Origin of the sequence: Paenibacillus sp. P36, assembly GCF_045866505.1 — a bacterium.
In the GTDB taxonomy this organism is placed as follows: domain Bacteria; phylum Bacillota; class Bacilli; order Paenibacillales; family NBRC-103111; genus Paenibacillus_E; species Paenibacillus_E chondroitinus.
The window spans coordinates 6569605-6586020 of record NZ_AP038372.1 but is presented as its reverse complement, the minus strand read 5'-3'; the positions used below and the strand labels follow the sequence as shown (position 1 = coordinate 6586020).

Below are 16416 nucleotides of genomic sequence, written 5' to 3'. Positions count from 1 at the left end.
ATACAAAATATAGAACGTTGTTCATAATGATGAACAAGAAAGGCGGCCTTTCGTATGAAACTAGCTCGTTTTATCGTTTCTGGAGAATCAGAGATACGCAGTGGAATCATAGAAGAATCTAACATTCATGAATTTACAGGTGATATCTTCACCTCCCGTATTCTTACCGGGAAGACATTCTCATTGGACAATGTTCAACTGAAAGCCCCTCTGACACCAAGGCATATCATCGGTATCGGTAGAAATTTTGTTGGCGAAGGTGCGCCAAAACCAGAGGTGCCGGAAATGCCGATTCTGTTCTTCAAGCCATTGACCACTGTTGTCGGACCCGGAGACGCCGTGGTTCTGCCACTTGGAACGGACGATATCAAATTCGAATCGGAGCTTGCCGTCATTATCGGGAAAGAAGCGAGAAACATAGACCCGAGAAACATCCACGAAGTGATCTTTGGTTACACGGTAGCCAACGACTTGGGGGCCTTCAATTATTTCCATCCGGAAGGTCATTGGACGATTGGCAAATCCTTTGATACATTTTGCCCGCTGGGTCCTGTGATTGTAACTGACTTCGATTACCACTCGGCTCGCATTCAATCCACCGTGAACGGAATCGTTAAGCAGGATGCTCTTATGGAACGCATCATTACGCCAATTGATAGCATGATCGCGTACATCAGCCGGTTCATGACCCTCATGCCAGGAGATATCATTCTGACTGGAACACCTGCCGGTGCGGATCAAGTTCGGGATGGGGATGTTGTGGATTGTTACATTGAAGGAATCGGTCACTTGCAAAATCCTGTCATTGCTCAAAAATCATAATCCACACTTACAAAGGAGACATCCAAATGAGCGAATATGTAAACGTAGGAAGCCTACAAGTTGCTGAGGTGCTTTATCAGTTTATTAATTCAGAGGTACTTCCTGGCAGCGGGCTAAAAAGTGAAAAGTTCTGGGCAGATTTTAATACGTTAATTCACGACCTTGCCCCTCATAATAAAGCTTTATTAGCTAAAAGAGATGAGCTGCAGAACCTTATTCATGGATGGCACATTGAAAATAAAGAGAATTTTAACGCCGAAAGCTATCAAGCTTTTTTACAAGAAATTGGTTATTTGGAACCGCAAGTCGAGGGTTTTCAAATTACTACGCAAGGGGTAGACGAGGAAATTGCTTATCAAGCAGGCCCTCAGTTAGTTGTTCCCGTCAACAATGCCAGATATGCCTTAAATGCGGCGAACGCCCGTTGGGGAAGTCTTTACGATGCTTTATATGGAACGGATGTTATTGATGAAGAGGATGGTGCCGAGCGCACTGCTGCGTACAATGCCGTTCGTGGAGATAAAGTTATTGCGTATGCCAAAGGTTTCCTGGATCAAGCAGCACCTTTGTCCAACTTCTCGCATCATGATGCTGTTCGGTACGCGATCGTGAATGGAGAATTGTCCGTCTCCCTGGCTAATGGGGAAACGACGGGTTTGAAGGACGCATCTCAGCTTATCGGCTATCAAGGACTGGCAGACGATCCTTCTGCTATTTTGCTGAAAAATAACGGGATCCATGTTGAAATCCAAATAGACCGCCAACATCTTATTGGCCAGAATGATCTGGCAGGCGTGAAAGACATCCTGATGGAAGCAGCGCTAACAACGATCATGGACTGTGAAGACTCTGTTGCTGCAGTTGATGCTGAGGATAAAGTACTGGTGTACAGGAACTGGTTGGGACTAATGAAAGGAAATCTCTCGGCTTCCGTACCGAAGGGAAATAAAATCATTACAAGGACTTTGAATCCTGACCGCATCTATACTTCTCTTGCAGGCGAGGAATTTAGTTTGCCTGGTCGTTCGCTTCTATTTGTCCGGAATGTAGGACATCTGATGACAATTGATGCCGTATTAGACCAGAACGGGCAGGAAGTTCCCGAAGGCATATTGGACGCCGTTGTAACCAGCCTCATTGCCAAACACGATCTTTTGAGAAATAGTGCGTATCAAAATTCGCTTAAAGGCTCCGTATATATTGTAAAACCAAAAATGCACGGCTCCGAGGAAGTGGCTTTTGCTAATCTTTTGTTTAATCGGACGGAAGATATGCTCGAGTTGGAGCGCAATACGATCAAAATCGGTGTGATGGACGAGGAACGCCGTACTTCCGTAAACTTGAAGGCTTGCATTCGCGAAGTGAAGGATCGCATTGTTTTTATTAACACAGGGTTCCTAGACCGTACAGGCGACGAGATGCATACCTCAATGGAAGCAGGACCTATGGTTCGCAAAAATAATATGAAGTCTTCCCGTTGGCTGCAAGGCTATGAGAAATCAAACGTTACCATAGGGTTAGCGTGCGGCTTGCAAGGTCGTGCTCAGATTGGTAAAGGTATGTGGGCTATGCCGGACCTGATGAAGGATATGATGCATCAAAAGATTGCTCATCTACAGGCTGGTTGCAATACGGCATGGGTGCCGTCACCTACAGCAGCGACGTTACACGCACTTCATTATCACCAAATGGATGTAAAGGAAGTCCAGAACGAATTAAAAGCAAGCGGGAAAGATTATCTGAATGAGATATTAAATATTCCTGTGGAAGCAAAACCGCAATGGACTCCTGAAGAAATTCAACAGGAACTGGACAATAATGCTCAAGGTATTCTAGGCTATGTTGTCCGCTGGGTAGAGCAAGGAATTGGCTGCTCCAAAGTTCCGGATATCAATAATGTGGGACTGATGGAAGACCGCGCCACGTTGCGTATTTCCAGCCAACACTTGGCTAACTGGCTTCATCACGGCATTTGTACAGAGGAGCAAATTCTTAAGACTATGCAGCGTTTAGCCAAGGTGGTCGATGAGCAAAATGCCGGAGATCCTGCTTACCGTCCAATGGCCGATAATTTGGATCACTCGGTAGCCTTTCAAGCTGCGTGTGAGCTGGTATTCAAAGGGTATGAACAACCAAGCGGTTACACAGAACCGATCTTGCATCGCAGACGCAGGGAATTCAAAGCAATGGTGCCGGCTTCAAATAGATAAAGACGTTATTGGCCAGGAAAAGAAGAATTTCCGTATTACGGAGGGGGAGAAGTATAGTGAAATCTTCATCTAACAGCCTCATCTTGCGTATTGAATTGGATCAGAAGGTGACCACTTTCGGTGAAGTGGCGAATGCGGTAAGTCGTGCCGGTGGAGATATCGTCGCCATTGACGTGATTCGTTCCGATAAGCAATCGACCACGAGGGATATTACCGTCAATCTGGGTGAACAAGCCGAGGAATTGATTGCGGATAAAATCAGAATGCTACCGGGTGTTATTCTGCATCATATCTCGGATCCTACGTTCCTAGTGCACCTAGGGGGCAAAATTGAAATCCAGCCCAAAATACCGGTGAAAAATCGGGATGATTTATCAAAGGTTTATACACCTGGCGTAGCCAAAGTCTGCATGGCGATTCATGAAAATCCGGAAAAAGCCTTTACGTTGACGATTAAACGCAACACTGTTGCTGTGATCTCCGATGGTACAGCTGTGCTAGGTTTAGGGGATATCGGTCCTGAAGCAGCGATGCCGGTGATGGAAGGAAAGGCGATGTTGTTTAAACAATTGGCAGGTGTGGACGCTGTCCCCATCTGCTTAAATACCAAAGATACGGAAGATATTATTCGAACCATTAAGAATATGGCGCCGGCCTTTGGTGGAATTAATTTGGAAGATATCAGTTCTCCGCGCTGCTTTGAAATTGAGACCCGCCTGAAAGAAGAGCTGGACATTCCAGTGTTTCACGATGACCAGCACGGGACAGCGGTGGTTGTTTTAGCCGGACTAATCAATAGCCTAAGGTTAACCAAAAAGAAAATTGAGGATATCCGAATTGTTGTTGTGGGGATTGGTGCAGCGGGGGTTTCCATCGTTAAAATGCTGTTGGGAGCTGGGGCGAAGACCATCCTTGCTGTGGATCGCCAGGGCATTTTGACACGTGACCACACCTACGAGAATCCATTGTGGGACTGGGTGGCACGGAACACCAATCAGGAGAACACAAAAGGCAGCTTATCGGATGCGATGAATGGCGCCGACGTTTTCATTGGTGTATCCGGACCGAATGTGTTGAAGCTGGAAGAGGTACATCGTATGGCTAACGATCCGGTCATTTTCGCCATGGCGAATCCAACGCCTGAGATCGATCCGGAAGCGGCTGCTCCTTTTGTCAGAGTGATCGCCACGGGCCGTAGCGACTTTCCGAACCAAATCAATAACGTACTATGTTTTCCAGGTATATTCCGAGGGGCGCTTGATTGCAGAGCGAGCCAGATTAATGAAGAAATGAAACTGGCTGCATCGAAGGCCATTGCTTACACGGTCACAGATGATGAGTTAAATGAACAGTATATTATTCCTTCCATTTTTAATGAGAAGGTCGTACAAGAAATTCGGGATCAAGTGGTGCAGGCTGCCATTCAAACAGGAGTTGCACGTCGAATACCGCCTGAGTTTAGAGGCTCGAAATTCGCAGAACGCAAGTTAACGCCGATTAGTTAAGATAAGGTCGACCGGAATTTATCCGGTTGGCCTTTTTGCTGCTATCGCTTGAGCGGTTACGGACAAAAAATGATCAGGAAGACAATTATTGTCCCTGAATAAGCAGGAAGGGGACATCAAGAACTGACGGTTCTATGCCTCGAAATCACTTGTTACAATCAAGCTGGAAGCAACGATAACGATAATGCCTTAATGAGGGGAAGGAGTGAGCTGAAAGTGACTACGACCGTTGTGTATCACAAGGATTCATCCATGATCCGTTTTGCAGCTTCTAAGCTGCTAGACACCATTGCAAGAATTGAGGGGCCGGTTAAACCTTTGGATTTAGCAGCTAACGTTATATCTACGAGCGTAATGGTCATCTCCGATAGGGAGGAAGCCGCCAGTCAACATGGCGTAACCATAGATGACTCTGTCGCTCCAGAGGGTTTCGAACTCCGTAAGCGGGAAGGGCATGGTTCCTTAACTTGGTACATTTTGGCCGGTGATGAAGCGGGGGCCATGTACGGAACGCTGGAACTGGAAGAGCGACTCCGGAATTATGGATCACTGATGGCCATCCCGGAGTGCATCATAAATGCTCGCTTTCCATTCCGTGCCATCAAATTCAATCTTCCTTGGTCAAGCTACCGGAAGAATGCGTGTTTTGAGCTTCAAAAAGACACGGTCCGTGATCTTGCCTTCTGGCAAAAGTTTCTCGATATGATGGCTGAGAACCGCTATAACGTTCTGACGTTGTGGAATCTGCATCCGTTTCCCTACATGATTCGTCCTGTACATTTCCCGAAGGCATGCCCTTTCAATGAGGAAGAACTAATGGAGTGGAAGCAGTATTGGACCGCTTTATTCCGGATGGCCAAAGAACGTGGAATCGAGACGTATATGGTCAATTGGAACATTTTCGTATCGGAAGCCTATCGGGAGCATTACGATCCACAAGCGATAAGCGACGAAACCTTTTATCATTATGGAGATTCTTACTCCACAGACATGATCAAACAGTATACCCGGGAATGTGTCACTCAGCTGATTGAAGAGTATCCGGATCTTACTGGACTCGGCATTTCGCTGGGGGAAAGAATGAACGATATGACGCCGCAAAGTCGGCAGGATTGGGTGAATGACGTTTATTTTGAGGGGATGAAGCAAGCGAGCCGGCCGGTAAAATTCATTCATCGCGCACCGTTTTCCGTAGATCCTTCCATCACGCGAAATGCGATAGAAAGCAACGGCTTCATGCCTGAACCGGTATGGGTGGAAGTGAAATTCAATTGGTCGCATGCCTACTCCTCTTCGAAGTTGCTGCTGACGCATGGAGGCTCGAATGGGATGGAGGGGTATTGGAAACCATCGCCAACGAATTACAAAATCACCTGGATGGTCCGCAACGAGGACTTCTTCACGCTTCGCTGGGCGCAGCCGGATTTCATCCGGGAGCATATTTCAGAGAACGGGCAGGACTACGTTGGGGGCTACTATATCGGGTCGGAATGCATGATTCCCGGCATTGATTACGCCCATTTGAAGGATAGCGATCATATGGACTGGACCTATCTATTTGAAAAAAACTGGCTCTATTACATGCTGTGGGGAAGGCTGCTGTATGAACCGGATACACCCGACCGTGTATTTGAGAAAGCGATTGAACAGCGCCATCGTGCACCGATTGGAGTGCCATTATTGAAAGCGTATGCAGCTGTTTGTAAAATGCCAATGGCTCTCGCGTCCATGTACTCGTTCACATGGGATTTCACCTTGTATGCCGAAGGTTTCATGTCCACGGACGAAGCGGAATACGATGGAGGCGCATCGTTTATTTCGTTGCAGGATCTTCTGGTGCGGAAAACGTTCAATCCTGAGTATCTATCTGTGTCCGAATATGTGAATCAACGCTTAGAAGGCCAAACATCGGACAGAATTTCACCCCTTAAGCTGGCAGAGACGTTAGAGGCGGATGCGAATCGTGGGCTCGAATGGTTGGCGGCTATTAAAGCCGATACCCCTGTACTCTGTTGTGAAAAGGCAGACATTGAAGCATGGGCTCATCTGAATTTTTATTTTGCAGATAAACTGCGGGCAGCCGTTTCGTATGAGTTGTATAGAAGAACTGGAGATGAAGCTGAACGTCTTCATGCGATTCAGCTTCTGGAGGCGCCGCATGCAGCCGGACATTGGGAGCAGCTGATCACAGTAACCAAGGCGCACTATGTAGAACATCCCTTGATGCACCTCGGCAAGACACCTTTCTCATGGGAGCTGTATCGTCCGCAGGTACTTGAAGATATTGCCTTTGTACACGCCGGTGGTAATCAGATGTCTGCCAGTAGATGATTTCTACTTGCTTAACAACGGAAGGACAGATTATGCCTTCTTGGACAAATATTGCGCTGAGCAAGAGCAGGGGCATCGTAACAAAATGTGTCTATAGGATGCGGCATTAACCGTATCTATAATCAGATTGGGCAGAGTTCACACTACGCATATTGGGGGATGAATATGGCAAAATCGGATTGGTTGAGCAAGCGAAGCAGAGGCGTACATCTGACAATCAGGGATATCGATTGTCTTGATTTTGACACGGAGCGTTTTGCGAAAGATTTGAATGAACTCGGTGTAAATGTGTTATCGTTTTTTTGCGCAGGGTATGTGACGGTGCATCCTACCAACTTGTCGATCAGAAAAAGCCCTTTTTTGGGCGATCGGGATCTGACAGGGGAAATTGTGAAAGCGGTTCAATCTTATGATATCCGCGCAGTGGCGGCAATGGACCTAAGTCTGATTCCAGGCAATGCAGCGTTAGAACATCCCGATTGGTGCTCCTGTGACCATGAAGGCAAGCCGTATAAAGCAAATCAGGATTTGGGCGATTTTTATATCGCATGTCCGCTAAGCGGATATCAAAATGAATATTTAGCGGAAATTTTACGCGAAATCGTGATGCGCTACGACGTCGACGGCATCAAATTCGGCGGAGGAAGCTACGGCTTTTCCTCTTATGGCAACGGCATTTGTCATTGTGCCCGCTGCAGAGAAGCATTCGGAGCTTATGCCGGCAGCCAGATTCCGGTGAAGGAGGATTGGAACGATCCTGTCTGGGGAACTTTCCAACGGTGGCGGCAGCAGCGTGTCGTGGAGCGCTCCAAATTTTTGTATGACTTAGTGAAGTCGCTTGATCCGAATATGCCGGTGATGTGTAACAGCGTGTGCTTTGGGGAAACGGGATGGACGACCAAAGGCGCGTTAGATATTGAAGGAATGGCGGCCTATATCGACGCGGTTCAAGTGGAAGCGCAAACCCGGATTCGTGTGGAAGGGGAGTCAAGCCATTGGGACTTTCTGCTGTGGCCTGCGGAGGAAGCGAACTTCCTGGACAATGTCAGCGATCATCAGCCTTGGGTGCTGGCCTCCTATTTCCAAGCGTGGCCGTGGCGTAGAAATGCTGTACCACCGGCTGAGCAAAAGGTGTATATGGCCCAGATTTACGCTAACGGGGGCAATGCCATCTTGAATCTATCCGGAGGGCCAATTCAGGGGCATCAGGATCAGAGAGGTTTTCCGGCTGTGAAATCGTTATATCACTTTGTAGCCGACAATCAAGCATATTATAACGATGACCGATCTGGTGCAAACGTAGCCATCGTATACTCACAGGATACCCTCTTTTACTACGGAAAAGAGAAGCCAAAGCTTAACTATGTCGACGCGATCAGAGGAATTGAATTGGCGTTGTCGGATCATCATATTCCGTTTGATATCATCTCGGATGCCGTCGTGAAGAAGGGGAATCTCGGCAAATACCGGACGATCATCCTGCCTTCCACTGCCTGCATGTCGGAAGAGACAGCTGCTGCACTCAGCCAATATGCGAAGAACGGCGGCAGTGTCATCGCCACGTTTGAAACTTCCTTGTTTGATACGGATGGCAGTAAGCGCTCAGACTTTTTACTGGCCAATTTATTAGGCGCCTCCTATATAAGCACGAATTCCGTGATGGGAGAGGAGAATGGCGTATATAAGCAAAGCTATCTGAATGTGCAAAATTCCTCACATCCCTTGCTGGATAGGCTTGGGGATACCTCGGTCATTCCGGCTTCAAACGCTTATTGCCGAGTCGCCGCAGACCAAGACTCCGACGTTCCGTTGACGTTGTCCGCGCCATTCCGTGTGTTCCCCGAGGGGCAGTCGTACACGCTGGAACCGGATACCGGAATGCCTATGCTCATTGCCAGAGAGCATGCTGGCGGCGGCAGAACGGTCTATTTTCCGGGACAACAGGATACGGCGTTTGCGCGATACGGTTATCCGGATTGGGCGCTTTTGCTGGTGAATGCGGTGTTATGGACGACAAGGGAGACTTTGCCGTTGCAGGTGGAGGGTCCGGACACGCTGTTGGCCACATTAAGGGTTCAAGAAAAACGGCGTCTGGTTCATCTTGTGAATGTGAATGGCGGACGGAGAATGTTTAGACAACTCATTCCGGCCCGTGACGTGACGATTCGTTTACCGTTAGGTGATGGTTTCGAGCCACAGCGAGCTATCAGGCTGTCCGACCATAGCCCGTTAACGATGACCAGAGAAGGAGATGCTGTTTCTGTCGTCGTGTCCAGCATCCTGGATTATGATGTCGTTGTTTTTGAATGAGGGGGGTGCTCAGCATGATTCATGAGATTTTGATGCCGGTGAGAATCAGTATAGGATTAGGTGCTTTCTCGGAAGTGGCTTCCTATGCATCGAGTCTGGGAAGCAAAGCCCTAATCGTTAGCGATCCCGTTATGGCTCAAATCGGCCACGTCCAGACATGCAGGAACTATTTGGAACAAGCAGGCTTCTCCTGTGCGATCTATAGCGGTGTTGAGACGGAGCCAACCGACCGGCATGTGGATGAAGCACTCGCCATCTGCCGGCAGGAGCAGTGCGATGTGATTGTCGCTTTGGGAGGAGGCAGCTGCATCGATGCGGCCAAGGCGACTGCTGCCATGATGACGAACACAGGATATATCGGAGACTATGTCGGCGGTATGAAAAAGTTCGAGAATCGGCCATTGCCGTTAATCGCCATACCGACGACGGCGGGTACAGGGTCTGAGGTCACAAAAGTGACGGTCATCATTGATACCCGCAGGGATGTCAAAATGATGATCGCCCAGCCGGAGCTGGTGCCGCAAGTTGCGATCATAGATGCGCTGCTGTGTATGTCGTGCCCTCCGTCCGTCATTGTATCGTCAGGTATTGATGCTTTGTGTCACGCCATCGAGGCGTACTGGTCCAGGAAGGCCAATCCACTGAGTGACGGTTGGGCTCTGCAAGCCACTGCCTTACTGATCAAACATTTGCCCGTTTGTTATGCAAAAAAGGGGGATGCGGAAGACTTCGCGCAAATCGCACTTGGCTCTATGTTAGCAGGTGCCGCATTCTCCAACGCTTCGGTGACCTTAATTCACGGGATGTCCCGACCGCTGGGAGCACTATTCCACGTTCCTCACGGAATTTCCAACGCGATGCTGCTGCCCGCCGTGCTTGAATTTACATCAGGTTATGCGCAGGAGCGTATAGCTGAGATCGGGCGCGTGATGCGACCCGACCTCGTTAATAGCGGAAGAGACAGGCTGTCAACCGCTGTCATGGAGGAGGTTCGGACACTATGCAGCCTCATGAAAATTCCGAATTTACGTGATTGGGGAATCGAGCGCGAGGCGTTTGAAAAGGCGATTCCACAGATGGCTTCTGACGCGATAGCTAGCGGAAGTCCCGGCAATCATCCGAGAGCTGTAACCGCAGGTGAAATTGAAGCTCTATATCGATTTTGTTACGATTACGAATTAAAGAAAGAAGAAGGAGCGGCGCGATGACAACGATTCCGGTTTTACAAAATTATGTCGGGGGCAGATGGGTTCCGTCCGATAGCTCCTCTTATGAGATCGTGCCGAACCCGGCGACAGGAGAACCTATTGCGCGAGTCCCTCTGTCTACGCGCAGTGACTTACATGCGGCAGTAGAAGCAGCCCGCAGCAGCTTCACTGCCTGGAGAGAGACCCCGGTACCGAAGCGTGCGCGCATTCTTTTTAAATACCAACAGCTCTTGGTAGACCACTGGGAGGAGCTTGCCCGGCTTATTACGCAGGAGAACGGCAAAAGCTACACGGAAGCCTATGGTGAAGTGCAGCGCGGGATCGAATGCGTCGAGTTTGCGGCGGGTTCACCAACGCTGATGATGGGTTCCCAGCTGCCCGACATTGCGACAGGTATCGAATCGGGCATGTACCGGTATCCGCTTGGTGTCGTTGCGGGCATCTCGCCCTTTAACTTTCCGATGATGGTGCCATGCTGGATGTTTCCGTTGGCGATTGCTTGCGGGAACACGTTTATTCTGAAGCCATCGGAACGAACTCCGCTGTTAGCGAACCGTTTGGCAGAGTTGTTCACGGAAGCGGGGCTTCCGGATGGCGTGCTTAACATAGTGCACGGCTCGAAGGAGATCGTGAACGGGATGATCGAGCATCCGGACATCCAGGCGATCTCGTTCGTAGGTTCGCAGCCTGTTGCGGAGTATGTGTACAAAACCTCCGCCGCTCATGGCAAGAGAGTTCAAGCGCTGGCAGGAGCCAAAAATCATAGCATTGTCCTGCCTGACGCCGATCTGGAACTTACGGTCAGCAATATCTTGGGCGCAGCGTTCGGCTCGGCCGGCGAACGGTGTATGGCTTGCTCCGTCGTCGTAGCCGTAGGAGACATCGCTGACACACTGGTTAATAAATTGCAGGAAGCAGCAAGTCGGATGAAGATTGGCAATGGGCTTGAACCCGATGTCTTCCTCGGTCCCGTTATCCGGTCGTCCCATAAAGACAGGACGATCGACTATATTGAAGCGGGTATTCGCGAAGGAGCTTCAATGGTCGTGGACGGACGAGATGTGGCGGCGGCACAGGGGAGCGGATTTTTTGTCGGCCCGACGATTTTTGACGGGGTCCAAACCGATATGAAAATTTGGCAGGATGAAATTTTTGCACCGGTCTTAAGCATTGTTCGCGCAAGCAGCTTGAAGGAAGCGATTGAGATCGCCAACCGTTCGGAATTTGCCAATGGCGCGTGTCTGTATACAGACAGTGCAAAAGCGATCAGGCAATTTCGCGAGCAGATCGATGCGGGCATGCTGGGCATTAATGTCGGAGTGCCTGCGCCGATGGCTTTCTTTCCATTCTCGGGTTTCAAGAAATCCTTCTATGGGGATTTGCATGCCAATGGCAGAGACGGGGTTGAATTCTACACCCGTAAGAAGATGGTAACTTCGCGCTATTAAGAGGCTTGCAACCCGTGCTACAATGGGGAGCAGACAGATTATTGCTGCCCGGACAAAATTTGCGGTTGGCTCCAAATGGCCGCAAGAACAAGAAGTGTCACTAACGTGCTTCCGGATGAGAAGCTAGAATAAAGAATGTAAGCGTTACCGAAATACAGCGTGCTTGCGAATGGTCACGCGATTCGAAATAACTTGAGGAGGGGTTCCGATGTCGAAGTTTTATCGAAAGTGTTTCAGTATGATAATGGCTAGCATGCTTTCCGTTGGCATTTTGGCAGCATGTGGGGAGAACAGTGCACCGGCGGGAGGTGCAGACAATGCGGCGAAACAGGGGGATTCGAACAAGGCAACACCAGCATCAGCGGAGCCGTTGAAACTTCAATTCCTCGTTCCTTCTTATGCGGATGTGCCGAACATGAATGATGAGTATTGGACGGAATGGCAGAAGAAAACCAATACCCAATTAAATGTGGAATGGGTTCCATCTGGCGACTATGATACGAAATTCGACCTGGTGCTGGCATCGGGGAATTTGCCTGAAATCATTGTATCCACCAATATGACCCGACCTACTTTGCTTCAGGCCATCAATCAAGGAGCATTCTGGGATTTGACGCCATTCCTCGGCGATTTCAGCAAATACCCGAACATGAAAAATAATAGCGGGCCTAACGTGTGGAACTATATGAAATTAGATGGAAAGGTATACGGCATTCCTCGCAACCGTCCACAAATCGATTTGGGCATTAAGATGCGCAAAGATTGGCTGGATAAGTTGAACCTGCCTATCCCTACAACGATTGACGAGTATGCGGCAGATCTGAAGAAGATTGTGGACAGTGACGTAGACGGCAACGGTAAAAAGGATACGATTGGCATCATCGGTCACGGCTTCCTACTGGCTGACGGTGATGATACGTATTCAGGGGCCTTCGGCGCGCTTGACCCTGTTTATGATAAAGACGGCGGCTTGATCAAAAATCAATTGACGCCTAATTATACCGCAATGGTCGAATGGCTCCGCAAACTGTATGCAGACGGCATTCTGGCGAAAGAATTCTCTTCGATGAAGAAAACACAAGCGGAAGAAATGTACGCAACTGGGCGCGCCGCCTCCTATGTACGAAATATCTGGCGCGATTATACATGGGAGCAGATGAACCAGAAGACACAGCCCGATGCGAAAGTCATTACCCTCCCGCCACTTAAAGGGCCTGGCGGTGTGACGGTCAGTTTGGCGAATCCGACATTCGGCGCATTCTATATTTCCAAAAAGGTGCCAGAAGCCAAAGTGAAGCAAATTCTTGATTATTTTGAGAAAACCACGACGGCTGAATATACGGATTTTAACTACTACGGTATCGAAGGTGTGCACAATAAAGTCGTAGATGGCCAACCGCAGCTGACGGATTTGGGAGTCAAGCAGGTTACCACCAATGCGAATCAGGTATTTTCACTGGCGTTTAACAACAAGATGAAAGTGCTCAATCCATCAGCGCCAAAAGCTTACAACGATGCCAAAATGAAAGAAGTCGAAGTCTACGGACAAGTAGGAAAGCTGAATCCATTCTCAATTATCAATTCCAATACGTGGACTAACGTGTGGCCAAAATATGAGAAGGAATGGCAAGCAATGGCAACGAAAGCGATTGTTGGCCAGATTACGATGGAAGAGTACAAAAGTTATGTAGATAAACTGAACGAAAATCAGGATTTGAAAAAGGCCTACAAGGAATTTGCGGAAAGCTACAAGCAGTATTTCGGCAAATAAGAATAAGCTGGAGGAGATCGCAGGCTAAGGCCTTAGACTCCTCTTTGCTATTATGAAAGGGCTTAAATGAATACCTGCTGCCAAAGGGTTCGTCCTATGACAAAGCGAAGTATACTCAGACCGTATAAACATGCAAATGGATGTGGGGGGCAAAATGATTAACTGGATAAAACACATTCGTCAGTCAGGTTCCAAACATGTCACCAGTCATGGTAGGTATTTGTATAAGCTGATTTGGCTTGGATGCATTTCTGTTTGCATTCCTTTAATACTGGCTAGTGCAGTGTACTATCAATTCGCTATGAACCGGGCGCAGGAGCAAATCATGAACGAAAGCAATTCGTCGTTATCGAGCATGAAGGATCGTGCGGAGAGAATTTTTCAGACCATTGAGCAGGAATCGCTTCAGCTCGCAGTTGATCCTATTTTAACAGGCTTCTTCCTAGACCCGAATCAAGACAACAGCTGGCTGTGGCATCGGGATTTCCTGGATAAAATCAATCTGGTCAAAAATAGCGACAGCTTTATTGATGAAGTTTATTTTTACAATACCGTGGAAAATGTGGTGTTATCGAACCGTTACGGAGTTATCGAAAAAGAGAGTTATCCCTATAAAAATGATATTGATACGATCATCGCTAGCGGAGAGCTCTCTCAGTGGGCCTACTTGCCTTCTGCGCAGAAGGACGGTTATGTGACATTTGCCCGCCGGCTTCCTAATATGGGGGACGGTCAAGCGCAAGGTATTCTCGCTTTTGAAATTGAAAAGTCTGCGATTAGTGAATTTCTGGATTCCGACACGTATTTACTGCCGATGGGACAGAATTTGTTCGTCATTCATCATAAGGTTATTCCTGGCAGTGAGGAGCTGAGCTACGATCAGGTTCTTTCCTTAATGAAAGGTTTGGGCAGCATAGACGGTATCAAGGATAGAAGCAGTAATACAGGCAGTTTCCTGAGCAAAGGCATCGATGGGGAACAAGCGCATTTTTTATATACCAAAAATATATACGGGCGAATTTACGTTACCATCGTACCTGAAAAAACCATTGCCGGCCAGCTGAACTGGATACGCAATGTAACCCTTCTATTTCTGTTTATTTTCATTACTTTCGGAGTCGTATTGACTTATTTCAATTCCAAATGGGCTTATAACCCCATCGGGCAGTTGATGAAGCATAGCAAGGCGCTTAGAATCGGGCAAATCCAAAATAAACAAAACGAACTCGATTATATCAAGGAATGTCTGGATTTTCTAAACATGGAAACGGAAAAGCTAGGTGGTTTTATGGCTAGCATTCAACCTACACTGAGGGAGAAATTTCTTCAGCAGTTGATTAACGGCGAATACTTAAGAAAAGAACCGCTGCTTCGTGATTCTGAAGCCAATGGCATTACCGTACATGCGACGAATGTTGTCATCATCGTGGATGCCGATAATATTGCGAGGGAGAAGCGTTTTCGGCCGGATGAAAAGGGGATCATTGCCTTTGTCATCTCCAATGTCATGCAAGAAATCATTCAGACTTATCCCAGCGTGCGCGGGTATGTGATTCCTGACAGAGGCCGGGGGGTAGCGCTGCTGCAGTTCAGGGCGGATACGGAGCAAGAAGAGATGCTTCGTCTTACAGAAGAATATGCGGAATCCGTCTGCGACTCCTTGAAGGAGCATCTGTCGATGAAGGCGACGGCTGGTGTCGGCCGATTCTACTTTCATATCGAAGATGTGCCCGTTTCTTGTAAAGAGGCGGAAAGCGCGCTGCAGTATCGCATATTTAACCATACGAAAAACGTCCTGTTTATTGAACATTTGGAAAATGAGAAGAAGCAGACGGCTTTCCGCTACCCTCGGGAATTCGAAACCGCCATTATTGACGCCTTGGATAAAGGGGAGCTGGAGCTGGCAGCGGAAGGTTTGGCTGCTTTTTCTGAAGCGATTCGCGCTTCCCAGTCCTATCGTTTTATTTATCAAAGCTATCATCTACTGCTGTCCACGCTCATCTCATCTTTGGAAAAGCAAGGGGCCACACTTCTCGATATCTTGGATCACGACTGGTTTGGGCAGCTTCACACCAGGCAGACGTCGCAGGAAATCGCGGATTGGTTTGCAGGCAGCTTATTTCCGATGTACATCTGGCTGACAACGAATTACCGGAATGAATCCGGCCAATCCGTTATCCAGCAGGTATGCAAGCATATTCGGGCGAACTGCGGCAGCGATTTGTCATTGGTGCAATGCGCCGAGCAAGTAGGGCTTAGCCCTTCGTATTTAAGCCGTCTTTTTAAAAAGGAGATGGGTGTGAACTTCCTTGATTTCGTTGTGGAGTGCAAGGTCGATGAGGCGAAGAGGCTGCTCACGGAAACGGATCAAAACGTAAGTGAGATCGCGCTGGCCGTGGGGTATTCCGAGCGTAACCTGAACCGTATCTTTCAACGGTTTATCAAAATGTCTCCGAGTAGTTTTCGGACACGTCAACGTTAATAGCAGCTAGAGGTTGTTCCGAAAGCCATGGCAATGGCGGGGGCAGCCTCTTTTGGGTGCTGGGGTAAGCGAAGCTTACCCCTATATTTGTGTTGAGCACCTCCAGCCCATGAAAATTGTTGGTTGGGTGGTTCCTCCCTGGATACCGGACAAATTTTGCTGCAAGGACAATTTTTGACGTTTGAACCGCCTGCCCAGGCTTCTCAAGAATTGTCTATAGGATGCCTAACAGTCCGGTTATATAGTAGGTATTGTAATGAAAGGGTTTACATGAATCGAAGCGTAGAACATCAGAACATCCAGGAATATAAAAAGAGAGGTGCAAGATG

At 48.2% G+C, this 16416-nt stretch carries 9 protein-coding genes; all 9 read left to right on the top strand.

Annotation, left to right across the window (positions count from 1 at the left end):
• The first annotated feature begins 54 nt into the window (after nt 1-54).
• The 9 genes from ACKTT9_RS29190 to ACKTT9_RS29150 all read left to right on the top strand — a co-directional run bounded on the left by ACKTT9_RS29190 (nt 55) and on the right by ACKTT9_RS29150 (nt 16087).
• Entirely contained in the window at nt 55-822 is a 768-nt protein-coding gene (locus tag ACKTT9_RS29190; protein ID WP_407868714.1) for a fumarylacetoacetate hydrolase family protein, read from the top strand.
• Between the two features lie 26 nt (nt 823-848).
• Complete coding sequence (locus ACKTT9_RS29185; protein WP_407868713.1) at nt 849-3032, top strand: malate synthase G; 2184 nt, start codon at nt 849-851, stop codon at nt 3030-3032.
• 80 nt (nt 3033-3112) lie between these two features.
• The gene (locus ACKTT9_RS29180) at nt 3113-4537 is read left to right on the top strand and encodes an NAD-dependent malic enzyme (protein ID WP_407873138.1); all 1425 of its coding nucleotides are present in this window, start codon (nt 3113-3115) and stop codon (nt 4535-4537) included.
• Nucleotides 4538-4753: 216 nt separating this feature from the next.
• Nucleotides 4754-6868, top strand: a complete 2115-nt coding sequence (locus tag ACKTT9_RS29175; RefSeq protein ID WP_407868712.1) for a hypothetical protein — start codon at nt 4754-4756, stop codon at nt 6866-6868.
• A 165-nt stretch (nt 6869-7033) separates the two neighbouring features.
• A complete protein-coding gene (locus tag ACKTT9_RS29170; RefSeq protein ID WP_407868711.1) occupies nt 7034-9178 on the top strand; it encodes a beta-galactosidase trimerization domain-containing protein in 2145 nt (714 codons plus the stop codon).
• Between the two features lie 17 nt (nt 9179-9195).
• Complete coding sequence (locus ACKTT9_RS29165) at nt 9196-10386, top strand: iron-containing alcohol dehydrogenase (RefSeq protein ID WP_407873137.1); 1191 nt, start codon at nt 9196-9198, stop codon at nt 10384-10386.
• Nucleotides 10383-11834: a CoA-acylating methylmalonate-semialdehyde dehydrogenase gene (locus ACKTT9_RS29160; RefSeq protein WP_407868710.1), complete on the top strand. Its 1452-nt coding sequence runs from the start codon at nt 10383-10385 to the stop codon at nt 11832-11834. Before ACKTT9_RS29165 ends, ACKTT9_RS29160 begins: the two co-directional genes overlap by 4 nt.
• 208 nt (nt 11835-12042) lie before the next feature.
• A complete protein-coding gene (locus ACKTT9_RS29155) occupies nt 12043-13605 on the top strand; it encodes an ABC transporter substrate-binding protein (RefSeq protein ID WP_407868709.1) in 1563 nt (520 codons plus the stop codon).
• Between the two features lie 154 nt (nt 13606-13759).
• Nucleotides 13760-16087: a helix-turn-helix domain-containing protein gene (locus tag ACKTT9_RS29150; RefSeq protein WP_407868708.1), complete on the top strand. Its 2328-nt coding sequence runs from the start codon at nt 13760-13762 to the stop codon at nt 16085-16087.
• Nucleotides 16088-16416: the final 329 nt, after the last annotated feature.